The 14814-nt window shown below is 44.7% G+C and carries 9 protein-coding genes, 4 tRNA genes and 1 pseudogene; 9 read left to right on the forward strand and 5 right to left on the reverse strand.

All coding sequences use genetic code 11. The annotated features are described in order from the left end of the window. The first annotated feature begins 65 nt into the window (after positions 1 to 65). The 9 genes and pseudogenes from H0S56_RS09745 (at position 66) to H0S56_RS09785 (ending at position 6043) form a co-directional block, all read left to right on the forward strand. Entirely contained in the window at positions 66 to 224 is a 159-nt protein-coding gene (locus tag H0S56_RS09745; protein ID WP_185950188.1) for a hypothetical protein, read from the forward strand. Between the two features lie 177 nt (positions 225 to 401). After that, positions 402 to 477: transfer RNA gene (locus H0S56_RS09750), tRNA-Glu, on the forward strand. A gap of 114 nt (positions 478 to 591) precedes the next feature. Continuing rightward, positions 592 to 2004 (forward strand): amino acid permease, encoded by a 1413-nt coding sequence (locus tag H0S56_RS09755; protein WP_005107442.1) that lies wholly within the window; start codon positions 592 to 594, stop codon positions 2002 to 2004. Between the two features lie 86 nt (positions 2005 to 2090). Further along, positions 2091 to 2701: pseudogene (locus H0S56_RS09760) on the forward strand (alpha/beta hydrolase); the annotation flags it as partial. A gap of 272 nt (positions 2702 to 2973) precedes the next feature. Beyond that, positions 2974 to 3885, forward strand: a complete 912-nt coding sequence (locus H0S56_RS09765) for an alpha/beta fold hydrolase domain-containing protein (protein WP_195724946.1) — start codon at positions 2974 to 2976, stop codon at positions 3883 to 3885. A gap of 131 nt (positions 3886 to 4016) precedes the next feature. Continuing rightward, positions 4017 to 4092 (forward strand) — tRNA-Glu (locus tag H0S56_RS09770). A gap of 24 nt (positions 4093 to 4116) precedes the next feature. Continuing rightward, a tRNA-Glu gene (locus H0S56_RS09775) sits at positions 4117 to 4192 on the forward strand. 46 nt (positions 4193 to 4238) lie between these two features. After that, positions 4239 to 4314, forward strand: a tRNA-Glu gene (locus H0S56_RS09780). 307 nt (positions 4315 to 4621) lie between these two features. Next, on the forward strand, positions 4622 to 6043 hold the full coding sequence (locus H0S56_RS09785) for an iron-containing redox enzyme family protein (protein ID WP_195724947.1): 1422 nt from the start codon (positions 4622 to 4624) through the stop codon (positions 6041 to 6043). Between the two features lie 64 nt (positions 6044 to 6107). On the opposite strand, the gene H0S56_RS09790 is transcribed toward H0S56_RS09785, so the two are convergent. The 5 genes from H0S56_RS09790 to H0S56_RS09810 all read right to left on the reverse strand — a co-directional run bounded on the left by H0S56_RS09790 (position 6108) and on the right by H0S56_RS09810 (position 14709). After that, the gene (locus H0S56_RS09790) at positions 6108 to 7352 is read right to left on the reverse strand and encodes an NADH:flavin oxidoreductase/NADH oxidase family protein (protein WP_195724948.1); all 1245 of its coding nucleotides are present in this window, start codon (positions 7350 to 7352) and stop codon (positions 6108 to 6110) included. A 130-nt stretch (positions 7353 to 7482) separates the two neighbouring features. Beyond that, positions 7483 to 8493 carry an ABC transporter permease gene (locus H0S56_RS09795; RefSeq protein WP_195724949.1) on the reverse strand — a complete coding sequence of 337 codons (1011 nt, stop codon included), beginning with the start codon at positions 8491 to 8493 and terminating at the stop codon, positions 7483 to 7485. Continuing rightward, positions 8493 to 9539 (reverse strand): microcin C ABC transporter permease YejB, encoded by a 1047-nt coding sequence (yejB, locus tag H0S56_RS09800; RefSeq protein ID WP_195724950.1) that lies wholly within the window; start codon positions 9537 to 9539, stop codon positions 8493 to 8495. The genes H0S56_RS09795 and yejB overlap by 1 nt, the downstream gene beginning before the upstream one ends. A gap of 24 nt (positions 9540 to 9563) precedes the next feature. Then, a complete protein-coding gene (locus tag H0S56_RS09805; RefSeq protein ID WP_195724951.1) occupies positions 9564 to 11405 on the reverse strand; it encodes an extracellular solute-binding protein in 1842 nt (613 codons plus the stop codon). 10 nt (positions 11406 to 11415) lie between these two features. Then, entirely contained in the window at positions 11416 to 14709 is a 3294-nt protein-coding gene (locus H0S56_RS09810) for a LysM peptidoglycan-binding domain-containing protein (RefSeq protein WP_195724952.1), read from the reverse strand. Between the last annotated feature and the right edge of the window lie 105 nt (positions 14710 to 14814).

Consider the following 14814-nt stretch of genomic DNA (forward strand, 5'->3'; position numbering starts at 1 on the left):
TGCTGCTGCTCTTTTTAATTTGCTTAGGCTATAATTAATGCGATTTCATATTGTGCCTTTGTGTCATGTTAAAAAAGATCTTACTGGTTTTACTGATTTTAGCCCCATCCGCGCTATATCTCTATATCGTCAACCGTGATGACAATAAAACTGCGGAGACTGAAACAGTGTCAACGCCAACTGAAAACTCTCAGCCTGAGCAATATCAAACTCCAGATCACTAAGTTTTAGTGATCTTTTCAAATATTTATTTTTTATAGTCCTGAAATCTGTTCAGAAAATAACATCTCAATAAAATAAAGTTTTTGTTTTGCCTAATGTTTAAACTGTTAAATGAATTTTAGCAAAAACCCTTTTGACAAATCCCGGCTTAATCCTTAATATACGCATCACCTCGCAACGTCCCTATCGTCTAGAGGCCTAGGACATCGCCCTTTCACGGCGGTAACCGGGGTTCGAATCCCCGTAGGGACGCCATCTATTGATCCCATACGATCAGACCTTATTCGAAATTACCATTATTCGATTGCAGATTTGTAGTTTTTCACTACAATAGCTCGCTTCATTCCTTTGAAGTATTTCTTATTTCCTATGCACTCATCTCCGAATGATGCTACGCATCAGGGCAATTCTGCGCCTTTAAAACGCGCTATGAGTACTCGACATCTGGTCATGATTTCGCTTGGTGGCGCAATCGGAACAGGCCTATTCTTAGGGTCGGGTGAAGTCATTGCACAAACGGGGCCTGTAGGTGCCATTCTCGCTTATCTCCTGGGCGGTATTATCGCGTACATGGTGATGCTATGTTTGGGCGAACTTGCCGTTCATATGCCAGAATCTGGTTCATTTGGTGCTTATGCCAAACGTTATATTGGACCAGGCACAGGCTATACCATCACCTGGTTATACTGGCTGACATGGTCGGTCACTCTTGGAACTGAATTTACTGCAGCGGCCTTGCTGATGCAGGAATGGTTCCCGGACATTTCTATGTGGTTATGGACCATTATCTTTGGTGTATTCGTATTTAGTCTAAATATGATTTCTACCCGCTGGTTTGCCGAATCCGAATTCTGGCTGGCACTGGTAAAAGTGGTCACGGTTGTTGCTTTTATTCTTTTAGGTCTATTGGCCATCTTTGGTGTTCTGGGCTATCAAGGCTATGAAGCTGCGCCTTTATTTACCAATCTGACTGCACAAGGCTGGTTCCCTGAAGGTCTATTCCCGATTTTTGCTACGATGCTGATTGTGAACTTTGCCTTCTCTGGTACCGAGCTGATTGGTGTGGCTGCCGGTGAAACTGAAGATCCTGCGAAAAATGTTCCTAAAGCAATTAATACTGCGATTTTCCGCTTATTAATTTTCTTTGTAGGTACCATTATCGTGGTAACAGCCTTACTTCCGCATCAGGAAGCAGGCTTAGCTGCTGAAGGCGTGAGTAGCAGTCCGTTCGTAACCGTCTTCCAGCACATTGGTATCCCATATGCTGAAGACATCATCCGCTTTGTAATTATCACTGCATTGTTGTCTGCCGCCAACTCGGGCTTATTTGCTGCTTCTCGTATGATGTGGTCATTGTCATACAGCAAACAGTTGCCTGCCGTATTCTCAAGACTGAATGCTCGCGGTGTACCGTATATTGCAGTCATGGTGACCATGCTGGGTGCATTGCCAGGTTTATTGTCTGAACAGTTTGCGCCAGAGACGATCTTTACCAACTTGCTGGGCGTTGCGGCGTTTACCATGGTGGTGGTCTGGATGAGTATCTGCTTAAGCCAGTTCAACTTCCGTCGTCAATGGTATAAACAAGGTCATACTGCCAAAGAACTGGGCTTTGCTGCACCATTGTTCCCGATTGTGCCAATCCTGGGCTTTGTTTTCTGTTTTATTACCTGTATCAGTATGGTCTTTGATCCATCAATGCGCATCAGCTTCGTAGGCTGTCTGTTATTTATTGCAGCATGTTACGCAAGTTATTATGCCTTTTATCATAACAAGTCTTAATCATCAGTTTTAAAAGAGCGGCTTCGGCCGCTCTTTTTTTATCTATACTATACTGATTGTATATTGTGCAACCTAATGGTGCGTCGATGAAAATTGTGTTTATTCACGGCATGAACAAGCAACAGTATACGGCTACTTCATTACGTCAACATTGGCTGCATCTCCTCAAAAGAGGCCTCCGGAAAAACCCACAACAGCAAGCCCGTTTTACTTATTTAAAGCGGCATATCCGTATCCCTTTTTATGGTGATTTACTTTCTCGGCATCATTTTTATAATGTCTTGAATGCCAGCACCCTGATGCCGCAACAGTGGCCGCATTTCCCTTTTTTACATCCCGCACAGCTACAACCGGCACCGCCACTAGACCAGTGCACCTATCAAATTTGTGACGTCCCGCAGTTAAATCTTGATGATGCCCTGAATTTCAATCAGAAACTGAAGTTCATCACAGCATTAAGCAAAGATATTGCCTTGCGGGATTTTGCGGTACTCATCAATTATTTTCCCAGCTTACATGCCAGCTTTTTGCATAAGTTTTGCTGGAAACTTATCTTTATTTGGCCAATCCGGATTTTATGCAGGAAGTTCACCGCCGCATTCATGATCAACTCTATAGCAGCAGGCCACAGATTCTGGTGGCACATTCGCTTGGCAGCGTGATTGCCTATAATTATTTGATTCAGCATCCGGACGTCATTAAAGCGCTCCTGGAATTACTATAAGACTCACACCAAACTCTAAATTCAACTTTTACCGTTCCATTCATATTCTTTTTCTATTCAATAAAATCTTTCATCCAGACCTACCAATTTACTGCTTTTTCTGCCTTTTTTATAAATATACAGATGTCTGTTAATGATTGTTTTATCAAAGATAATTTACACATTAACGCCACAAAAAGAGCAGCTTGGCTTGCCGCAATTTTCTCTATACTGTGAATATATAGATCGACCTCCGTGAGGTATCGATGAAAGTTATTTTTATTCATGGAATGAACCAGCAACATCATAGTGCTGCATCGATTCGCCAGCGCTGGCTGCATATACTTCAAAAAGGCATTCGCAAACACCGTCATGATGCCAGATTCAGTTATTTACGACGTCACATTCACATTCCATTTTATGGGGACTTGCTTTCACACTATAACGTTCGCAACATCCTAAATGCTGGCACCTTGATGCCACAGCAATGGCCCAGCTTTCGTTTCCGTCAACCTGTCCACCCTCAGCTTCCTGCACCAGTTCCACGTCCTGGCTGGCGCAAGCCAGTGATTTCCGATCTTCCCCAGCTTAACCTGAATGACCAGATGGATTTCAAACAGAAATTCAAATTTATTACCACGCTAAGCAAAAATGTTGCACTGCGAGACTTTGTATTATTGCTTAATTATTTTCCCAGTCTGCATCGGAGCCTGCTTCAGAAATTTCTGATTGAAACCTATCTGTATCTCGACAATCCTGCTTTCATGAAAGAAGTTCATGAGCGGATTGCCCGGCAATTGAATGGTCGCAAACCTTGTATTGTAATTGCTCATTCTCTGGGCAGTGTGATTGCCTATAATTATCTTATTCAGCATCCTGAACTGAATGTACAGCGTTTTATTACTTTAGGATCGCCATTAGCCTTCCAGGTGATCCAGTCACATTTACCGCAACCGATTGTACGACCTGCTGCAATTACAGGCGACTGGATAAATTTTTATTCAACTGATGATTTTCTTACCGCCTTTCCTCTTACACAACCGCCATTTCAGTTTCAACCCGCAATTATTAACCACGGCATTCGTACCCATATTCACCGCCCGCATGATATTACCGGCTATTTACTCCATCCGCAGGTGGTAGAAGTAATTCTGGAATTGCTTAAAAATCCAGCTTAAACCATGTAATTTTCCAGTATTTTCTCTAGATTGTTTTAAATTTATGCACTCAACCCAGAAAATCATTTTTTTTATGGAAATGCGTTTGACACCCCCCTGTTTTCACCCTATTATACGCCCACCTCTGAAACGTCCCTATCGTCTAGAGGCCTAGGACATCGCCCTTTCACGGCGGTAACCGGGGTTCGAATCCCCGTAGGGACGCCAATTTTCAGAAGTACATTTTATTAAGTCCCTATCGTCTAGAGGCCTAGGACATCGCCCTTTCACGGCGGTAACCGGGGTTCGAATCCCCGTAGGGACGCCATTACTTCCAGCTAAAAGTAAGGGTTTTAAAATTTATCTTCTGTACTGTCCCTATCGTCTAGAGGCCTAGGACATCGCCCTTTCACGGCGGTAACCGGGGTTCGAATCCCCGTAGGGACGCCATATTCGAGATGGCAACATCTCAACAAAAAGCCCGAGCATTGCGACTCGGGCTTTTTTTATCTTGCAAATTTTATTTCTCGAATCTTTAAACCCAGTTTTTATCATTTGTTCAAATTACTCCCTCACTCTTTCGGCTGCCATCCCATTCTTAATTTTACAATTTGTATTGTTTTAACATTTCTATTCATAGAAATATCCGTTCATTTTCACTTAAAGCAATACACCAATAAATTAGAACAAAAATTCAACACCCTGCTTTTAGAGGGCACGTTAAGGTAAATCAAGAGAAATCTGCAAGGATCAGATTATGTTCGTCAGCACAGAGCTAAGTTTACCTTTATCGCCAAATAAAAATCATAATTATCAAATTAAAAGCTTTAAGGATTGGGTCGACTTTTTTCAAGATACTGAAATTTCGACATATACCAAAACTGAAAAAGCTGAATCTTATTTGAGCGATCTGATTAAAAATTTAAATATTGATACTCTCGGATGGTTAGATCAGCCCGCACAGGTTGAACAGCATCTTTTAGAACAACATCATCAAATCTGTGCCACTTTCCAGGCCTATGTCAATCGCCGTAAACAGCAGCAGCCTCGGGAATATTTTCCAACGGTTTCTCATGCTTTCGAATTCCTGGCGAAAGTTGCACCGGTCAAACTGGTCGATGGTGCCTGGTTATATTCGACCGTGCCAAACTGTAATCAGCCCGAGCTAAAAGATTTGATTTACATCTATCTCGAAGAGCTTGGTTTAGGGCATCCGCGTGCCAATCATGTCACCATGTATCAGGACCTGTTGAGTCATTATGAGCTGAACAGTTATGCCGAGCATTTAGATGATAGTTACTACGAACAGGCTGCCGTACAGCTAGCACTAGCTTATGCCCCAGCCAAATATTTACCTTTGGTCATTGGCTTTAATCTCGGCTATGAACAGTTACCGCTACATCTGTTAATCACCAATTATGAACTGGCTGAACTGGGTATCGATCCGCATTATTTCAATGTGCACATTACTATTGATAATGCTCACAATGGCCATGCGCAGAAATCCCTGCAAGCATTTATCCAGCATTTTAATCATGCAGAAAACCCAGAAACTTATCTGGAACTGATTAAAAAAGGCTATGTTCTGAATGACATCGGTAAAAGTTCTTCCCAAATCATCAAGGAACTGGACATTGAACAGATGGCTTTAAAAGTTTTCCAGAACAAGGCTCTGATTGGCCAGTATATTCACAATCAGAAATGCCAGTTTAGTGGTAAGACCATCAATGACTGGTTATCCGATCCTGCCCAGATTGCCGAGTTTTTGCAGGTCATGATTGAAAAAGGCTGGATCGTAAAAGGTGCAGCAGTGGAACAAAGCCGCTTTTGGAAAATGATAGATCAACCGGAAGGTAAAATGTTTGGGGTCTTTAATGCGACTGAAAAACAGATTATTAAAGACTGGATTCAGGGGGCAGGCTTGGCAACTCGCCTGTCCTCACGTAGTGCAACCCCATCACAGGTAAAAATTGAACCTGCAATGAGCCGTATGGACCAGCAACGCTTGAATCAGTTAAAAAGTCGCTTCATGCGCTGTGAAGGTGCGGAACAGAAAATTGATTTACTGATTCCTTATACTGCACCGCATATGCATCATACTGAAATTGGTTTATGGGCGACTCGTCAGTTAAGCCAGTTATTATTTCCTTTTCAGACCCAGGCGATGCATTATTCCTAAAGCACCCCTAAGTGCCAGAAATTAAAAAACCGGACATTTGCAGTGTCCGGTTTTTTAATAAAGATTAAGCCGATTTTCGCGAGTTTAATTGTCCCTTGATCACCGCTTTGACATTGCCTTTCAGATACTGCAAAAAGACCTTTAGTGGTGACAGCTTTGGATTAGGCTGCTTGCCTTTGGCAATTTCTTTAAACTGCGCGGCATACCAGATGATTTCCATAATCGCCATTTTGTCGACCATTGGAATACCGGTTTTAATTTTCTCAACCGCATAACGTACATCATGCCCTGCAACCAGACGATTGCCCAAGTCAGGTTCTACCGCAAAGGGACGTGCAATCCCGACAAAATCACAAGCACCACTGTCGAGCGCGGCATTCATGCCTTCAACTGTTCGGAATCCACCAGTGACCATGATATGGCACTTCACTTCCTGGCGGATTTTTTCGGCAAAATCGAGGAAATAGGCTTCACGGGCAATGGTCGAGGCCTTGCGCTTGTCTGCTTTCACGCCGGCCATCGCAGGTGCTTCATAGCTACCACCTGACACTTCAATGATATCGATGCCTGCAACGTCCATCGCCTTAAAGACATAAATGACATCTTCTTCGCTAATACCGCCACGCTGGAAATCAGCTGAATTCAGCTTGACTGAAATAATAAAATTTTCCGAAGTCGCAGCACGAACAGCCTGATAGGTTTGCAGCAAGAAACGGGTACGATTCTCAATACTACCACCCCATTGATCCTGACGCTTATTGGTCAGCGGTGACAGAAACTGGCTAATCAGATAACCATGTGCCCCATGCAACTGCACCCCCTCAAATCCTGCTTGTTCACAGATAGCAGCCGAAGTGGCAAAGCGCTGGATAATATCCAGGATTTCATCTTCACGCAATTCCCGTGGGGTTCCAAAGCTCATGGCCAAAGCCGGACTAAATGGGACTGCGGACGGTGCAACCGTTTCTTTATTCAGACCTTTGGGACACTGGCGGCCCGGATGTGACAACTGGACCAGTTGTACCATATCATGTTGTTTGCCTACGTCAGCCCAGACTTTGAGCTGCGCCAGATCACGTTCTGTTTCTACCACTACGACGCCCGGTTCATTCTTAGCACGATAATCCACCATGACATTACCCGTAATAGCACAACCCAAACCACCTTCGGCCCATGCTTCATACAACTTGAAATGCGCCTGATTGGGTTGGCCGGCATCATTGGCCAGTGCTTCACTCATGGCACCTTTAATGATGCGGTTTTTAAAAGTGATATTGCGAATTTGAATGGAATCGGCCAATTGAGTCATGATCTGTCCTGATACGTTACTTTTATTTTGTACTCGTTTATAACGTAAGCCAGAACAATTGACAATCAGTCTTGTCAAATTTACACAATTTTTATCTACTTATTTTTTCATGATTAAAGATTTTTGTGATTTAGTTTCTTGGATCAAAAGCATCCCGTACCGCTTCTCCCATATAGATTAGCAAACTCAGTACAATGGCCAAACTAAAGAATCCCGACAATGCTAGCCACGGCGCATTGAAGTTGTTTTTGGCCTGAAGCAAGAGTTCCCCGAGGGATGCCGAATCAGGTGGCAAACCATACCCTAAAAAATCCAGCGCTGTCAGTGCAGTAATATTGGCGGTTAGCATAAAAGGTAACTGTGACAGGCTAGAACCTATCACATTGGGGAGAATATGTTTGAACATGATCCGTCCATCACCTGCCCCGATACTTTTTGCTGCCCAGACATATTCCAGATTTCTGGCGCGCAAAAACTCAGCGCGCACCATACTCACCAGTGTGGTCCAGCCAAATAACAGCATGATCAGAAACAGCCAGTAAATACTCGGAGTAAACAGACTGACCAGTACCATCACCATAAACAGCATCGGCAAACCGCTCCAGACTTCGAGTATGCGTTGCCCGATCAGGTCAATCCATCCACCATAATAACCCTGAATTGCCCCTGCTAAAATTCCCAACGCCGCAGAAAACAAAGTCAGAGCAAAACCAAACAGTAATGAAATCCTTAAGCCATATAGAATCCGTACCAGAACGTCACGGCCCTGGTCATCTGTTCCCAGCCAGTTTTGCGTACTTGGGGGCGAAGGCATCGGTTCAGCCAGTTCAAAATTTGGCGTTTGATAGGAAAACGGAATGATGGGCCAGATCGCCCAGCCTTTTTCTGCAATCAGTTGCTGCACAGCCGGATCTTTATATTCTGCTTCTGTCTCAAATACCCCACCAAACGTGGTTTCCGGATAGGATTTCAGGATGGGCAGATAAAAAGCATGATCATATTTCACCAGCAAGGGCTTATCGTTAGCAATCAGTTCTGCACCTAAGGAAATGATGAAAATAGCACTGAAAATAATAAAGCAGCTAAAGCCCAGCTTATGCTGCTTAAAACGTTGCCAGCGTACTTGCATCAAGGAAGACATTATTGTGATCCTCGACGTGAACTGAAATGAATTCTTGGATCAATCAGTTGATAGAGCAAATCGCTGAGTAAACGCAGTATCAGACCGAGCAAGGTGAAAATAAACAAAGTACCAAAAATCACCGGATAGTCACGCTGGATAATCGCCTCAAAGCCTAAAACACCCAACCCATCCAGATTAAAGATAATCTCGATAAACAGGTTTCCCACAAAAAACACCCCGATCAGAACTTCAGGCAAACCTGCGATAAGCACTAAAATGGCATTCCGGAATACATGCCGATACAGCACTGCATGTTCAGTTAAACCTTTGGCCCGCGCAGCCAAGACATATTGCTTAGTCAGCTCTTCTACAAAGGAAAATTTGACCAGATAGGTCAAACTGGCAAATCCGCCAAGCACCATGGCCAACAGCGGCAAGGCCATATGCCAGAAATAATCCTGAATTTTCGCAAAGAATGAGAGTTCAGCAAAATTTTCAGAGCGAATTCCCTGCAAGGGAAACCAGTGCAGATAAGACCCACCAGCAAAAAATACAATGATTAAAATGGCAAAAATAAAGGCTGGAATGGCATAGCCTACTGCCAACAGTAGAGAGGTAGTCTGATCAAACAGACTGCCATGTTTTCGGGCTTTTCTAATCCCTAAAGGAATGGAGACCAGATAAATCAGCAAGGTACTCCACAGGCCTAAAGAAAGCGATACTGGCAATTTTTCCCAGATGAGTTCAGTCACAGGTTTGTCTTTGAAAAAACTCTGCCCCAGATCAAACTGCGCATAACGCGTTAGCATTTCCCAAAATCGAATATGCAGCGGCTGGTCAAAGCCGTACTGGATATTAATCTGCTCAAGCATCTCCGGTGTGAGGCCTTGCTTTCCCTGATACTGCAATCCGGTATGCGCCAAACCATTGACCTGTTGCGCCTGATAAATCGCCTGCTCCACCGGACCACCGGGTGCCAGCTGGATCACCATGAAATTGATCAGCAAAATGATCAGCAAGGTTGGAATCATCAGCAACAGACGTTTGAGAATATAAGTGCTCATGGCACTCCCTGATAGGCTTGGAGCTTAATGCTGTTTGAAATAATCAGCCACATGTCTGGCCTTTGCCGCATCGACCCACCAGTAATCAATCCCGGCGGAGAGTTTAGGTTTTCGTTGCGGCTGCTGATACATATTCCAGTAAGCATACCAGTATTCACCTGTACCATAAGTCAGAATATGATAATAGCCTGCGCGCAGTAAACGGTCTAATGCTCGGGTACTATTCACCAGCTGTTCACGGTTTTGAGCCTGAGTCACCTGCTGAATTATGGCATCAATGACAGGATTTCGAATGCCGGCATAATTATAATTACCTGGCTGCGTGGCGGCCTGACTGCCCCAGAACTGTTTCTGCTCCTGCCCCGGTGTCAGGGATTGCGGCATGGTATCGACAATCATATCAAACTGATAATTCCGCAGCCGTTCATAATATTGCGCGGTTTCTACCATACGAATGCTGGCCTGAATGCCCAAGCGTTTTAAATGACGCAGATATGGCATCAGATCACGCTGCTGTTCCGCCTGATGCAACAGGAACTCAATTTGTACCGGTTGACCCGAAGCATTAATCAACTTCCCCTGTTGATAACGATAGCCTGCCTTTAATAGCAATTGACGGGCTTTTAACAGATTGTTCCGGTTAAAACCGGAGGCATCTGACTGAGGATATTTCCAGTCCTGCAATACAGCCTGACGTTGAACCGGATCAAGCTGCTTTAAATGGGGTTTTAAAATATGCAGTTCTTGAACACTTTGCCGTCCATGAGATGCAAGCTCGCTATTGGAAAAAAAGCTGTTCAGGCGCTGATATTCACCATAGAACATGGCTTTATTCAGCCATTCAAAGTCATAGGCAAAACTCAAGGCTTGGCGGAAACGGATATCGGCAAAAGGCTGACGGCGGGTATTGAATATCAGACTCTGGGTCGGAATCGGGTTGTGATGCTGAAAGCGGTAACGCTGCACCTGTCCTTGCCGAACGGCGGGAAACTGGTAGTCTTTCACCCAGCGGTTGACCTGTTTTTCCTCATGCAAGGTAAATTGGCCCGACTTGAAAGCTTCAAACTTGATTTCAGGACTACGATAATAACGATACTTGATCCGGTCAAAATTATAACGCCCGCGATTGACCATCAAGTCTTTGCCCCAGTATCGGGGATTGCGTTTGTAGCTAATACTACGTCCAGCATCTATGTGTTCAATGACATAAGGCCCTGAACCCAGCATCGGTTTCAGCGTCAATTCTTTAAAATTACGTTTTTGCCATTCCTGTTTAGAATAAATGGGCATCTGCGCGACAATCATCGCCATTTCCGGATTATGTCCGGATTTAAAATGCATTTTGACCTGTAAAGGTGACAGGACTTCCAGCCGGTTTAAATCAGCCAGATACATTTGCAGGCCAAAATTGGACTGGGTCTGAAACAACTCAAAACTGTATTTGACATCTTGTGCAGTCACCGGCTGGCCATTGCTAAACCGTGCTTTGGGATTTAAATGAAAAATAATAAAGGCAGTTTTCTTGGGGTCAAAACTGACTTTTTCCGCCAGCAAAGGATAGTACACACCGGGCTCATCCAGTGACTTGGACAGCAAACTGTCAAAAATATAGTTGCCCCCCTCAGTGACATTGCCCTTGCCATTCATGCTGTTCAAATTATCGAAACTGCCATCAGCTGCCAGAATCAGCGTACCGCCTTTCGGTGCTTGCGGATTGGCATAAGGCAGGGATTTGGCCTGGGCATATTTCGGCTGGCTATGTAGTGCAATATATGGGGTGGCGATCAGGGCTGCCCAACTGCTACTTACGAGCAGCGGGGCTAGCCAGATCAACCTGAAAGTTTTAAATAAATGCGCGAATCTCATGATCCATTCATTAATTCGGCACTTTAATCACATCACCAATACGCAATTGTGTATTTGGTTTGAGATCATTCATTTCCGCCAGTTCATTGCTGTTCAGACCATAACGTGAAGCCAGACCGATTAAGGTATCACCGCGTTTGACTTTATAATCTGTCACCAGTTTTGGAATCTGGAGCGTTTGACTGACACGCAATCCTGCGCGTGGACTCAGATTATTTAACTGAGCCAAGTCGGTCACGCTTATGCCTAAACGGCTGGCAATTACATTCAGGGATTCACCGGATTTTACCGTATAGGATTCAGTTGCCTTAGAAGCTACAGGCTTAGCTGCCACTTTCACGCCTTCAACTTTTTTATCTGTCGGAAAGTCACCCTCAATTTTTAAACGCTGACCAATACGCACTGTGCTATTGGTATTCAGGCCGTTCAAATCTGCCAGATATTGCAGTTGTAAATGATACTGACGTGCAATAGAGCTTAAGGTTTCCCCTGACTTCACCACATGCGAATCCGATTTTGTATTCTTGACCGCAGTTTCCGCGACCACTTCACTTACCGGTTCTGTCACGTCACCACTCAGTTTCAGACGCTGCCCCACTCGCAAACCTGCATTACGTGACATGCCATTCAGGCTCGCCACCTGGTCCATTGACAAATTATATCTTGCGGCAATACCGGTCAGCGTATCACCCGATTGAACCGTATAGGTTTCAGGGATTTGACTGCCGGCTGGAATCTTGATGGTCTGACCTATACGTAAACCACTATTGGCAGACAACCCATTCAGTGCAGCCAGTTCAGAGACACTCAGCTTGCTTTGACTGGCAATGCTATACAGTGTTTCACCGCGTTTGACCTGATAGTTTTCAGTTGCAGTCTGATCGACTTTAACATTTTCAAACTTCTGTTCAGTTTTCTGGTTAGATGTTGTTAGCCCTTCAACTTCCTGAAGTGGTACATTGATTTTCTGTCCCACCATCAGACTGCTACCGGCAGTCAGACCCGACGTTAATGATGCCAGTTCGGTATTTGAAAGCCCGTAACGATCGGCAATCAGTTTCAGATACTCACCGCGTTTCACCGTATAAGATTTGGTCTGAACCTTGGCAGTTTCAGCTTTTTTAATCTCTTCAGCTTTAGATTTAGAGGCAACCGTTTCTTTCAGTGACAGCTTTTGCCCAACAAATAGACCGCTATTGGTACTCAGTCCATTAAAATCAGCCAGTTGTTTCACACTGAAACCAAACTGATTCGCTACACTGGTCAGAGAATCATTGGCCTGAACGACATAAGTTTCCGGCTTTTCTTTGGCTTTACTGGCTTCCTGTACAGGTTTGGCATCATACAGATAAATGGTGGTGCCCACATACAGTGGAGAATTTGGATCAATCTGGTTCCATTTCGCCACATCACGCCAGTTCACGCCATTTTTAGCCGCAATCATTGCCAGATTATCACCTGGTAACACCTTATAGGTACTGCGTTTGCCTTTTGGAGCGACCACCACCACTTCAGAATCAGTCTTGACGTAATTTTTGCCCTGATTCAGCTGGGCTTCAACCGAATTCGCAGTGGTATTGTCAGCAACTTCTTTTGGATAAGAGAAGCCTTTTGTCAGTTCTTTGCCTTGCTGCTCAGCCACAGACAGGCTGGTTTGAATGGCAGTCAGCTTGATTTTGCCATCATAAGGATCAACAATTTCTGTACCTGCCGGCGCCAATGCTTTCAGCTCTTCAACCACTTGGGCCTGTTCTGCCGGTGTTGCGACAGGCTGCAGAATTTCATCTACAGTTTTCTGAATATCCTGTGCGATGACCGCCTGCTCAACTTGCTGACGCTCAGCTGCCGAAATCGGTGGTTCGACCTGAATCTGTTTCGCTGGCGCTGCAGGTGTTACAGCTACCGGAATACGCGGCGCACTTGGAATCGGCAAATCACTTTGTGCCGCAAAACTGGCCAAGGCAGATGAGCCTTTAGGCGTCGAAATCTTTTTCGTAGTCTGCGTTACAGTATTTGCCGTTGTCGCGGTACTTACCGCTGCTGTGACGACAGGTGGCGTACTTGCAGCTTTAGCCGGAGTCGTTGTTTTAGCAACAGTCGTTGCAGGCTGATTACTAACAACCGCTGGCGGAGTCTGTTTAGAAGGTGTAATCGTTTTGGTATTTAATTCTGGCGGTGCAGCTCTGGTGGGCACCACTGTCGTCGTATTTCGCGGCAGGCTGCTCGTGTTACTCGCCCATAAACCACCTGAACCGGATAATTTTTTTAGCTTTTCATCGACTGAAGGACTTAGGTCAGCTGGAATCAGAATACGGCGCGGACTTGCAGGATCAATATGATCACCACGATGACCCGGGTTTAATTGATACAGTTCTGCACGGCTCAAACCGGTAATCGCTGCAATTTCATTTAAACTGGCAACACCCACTGGCACTTCACGGAAATGCGGACGGTTGGCAATCGGTGGCAAACTCACCCCATAACTGCCCGGATTTTTAATAATTTGTGCAACCGCCAGGAAACGTGGCACGTAACTCATGGTTTCTTGTGGTAGTTTCAATGACCAATAATCGGTGGGCAGACCTGCGGCTTTGTTACGGTTAATTGCCTGCTGGATACGGCCTGGGCCGGCATTATAAGAAGCGAGCGCCAATTCCCAGGAACCAAACTGGTTATACAGACTGCCTAAAAATTCATAGGCTGCACGGGTCGATTCCACTACATCACGGCGACCATCGTATAATGAGGTCTGCTTTAAACCATAAATACGGCCGGTACTTGGAATAAATTGCCATAAACCTGCCGCCGCCGCACTACTGGTCGCAGCCGGATCATAAGAACTTTCGATAATCGGTAACAGCGCCAACTCGGTCGGCATACCACGGCGTTCTGCTTCTTTTACCGTGTAATATAAATAACGTGATGCACGCGCACTTAAGCGATCCAGATAAGGCTGACGTGAAATAAACCAGCCACGCTGCGCATCAATCCGCGGATTCCAGACACTTAAGTCCATCTTGAAACCCACGGTCATGCGTTTCCAGACATCACCATGTTTCAGAATCTGTAAACGGTCGCCTTCGACTGCACGCATATCCGTTGCAGAGAGTAAATCTTCCAGTCCATCCAGACTGCTGGCATCCAGATATTGTGATCCAACCTGCTTGCTTGATGCTGTTTGGGTCGCACTTTGTGTAGATGAACAGCCCGTCAGTCCTAGGGAAGCAAGTGCAGTTCCCAGTACAGAATATTTTAAAAATGTAGGTAATGTCGGCTGCCACAAAATTGCGGTTGGTTTATACATAAAGAAATCCAAACAACTCGTATATAAATTTATTTTTTAGATATGCCATTGTAGTGAAGCATGTCGAAGACTCAAGCCAATAATTTACCGCGATTTCACGTTAAA

The organism is Acinetobacter lwoffii (assembly GCF_015602705.1).
Lineage (GTDB): Bacteria > Pseudomonadota > Gammaproteobacteria > Pseudomonadales > Moraxellaceae > Acinetobacter > Acinetobacter lwoffii_E.

Excerpts from the sequence above, each read along its gene's own strand:
- H0S56_RS09745 (WP_185950188.1), top strand. The coding sequence starts at position 66 with ATGTTAAAAAAGATCTTACTGGTTTTACTGATTTTAGCCCCATCCGCG.
- H0S56_RS09755 (WP_005107442.1), top strand. The coding sequence starts at position 592 with ATGCACTCATCTCCGAATGATGCTACGCATCAGGGCAATTCTGCGCCT.
- H0S56_RS09765 (WP_195724946.1), top strand. The coding sequence starts at position 2,974 with ATGAAAGTTATTTTTATTCATGGAATGAACCAGCAACATCATAGTGCT.
- H0S56_RS09785 (WP_195724947.1), top strand. The coding sequence starts at position 4,622 with ATGTTCGTCAGCACAGAGCTAAGTTTACCTTTATCGCCAAATAAAAAT.
- H0S56_RS09790 (WP_195724948.1), bottom strand. The coding sequence starts at position 7,352 with ATGACTCAATTGGCCGATTCCATTCAAATTCGCAATATCACTTTTAAA.
- H0S56_RS09795 (WP_195724949.1), bottom strand. The coding sequence starts at position 8,493 with ATGTCTTCCTTGATGCAAGTACGCTGGCAACGTTTTAAGCAGCATAAG.
- yejB (WP_195724950.1), bottom strand. The coding sequence starts at position 9,539 with ATGAGCACTTATATTCTCAAACGTCTGTTGCTGATGATTCCAACCTTG.
- H0S56_RS09805 (WP_195724951.1), bottom strand. The coding sequence starts at position 11,405 with ATGAGATTCGCGCATTTATTTAAAACTTTCAGGTTGATCTGGCTAGCC.
- H0S56_RS09810 (WP_195724952.1), bottom strand. The coding sequence starts at position 14,709 with ATGTATAAACCAACCGCAATTTTGTGGCAGCCGACATTACCTACATTT.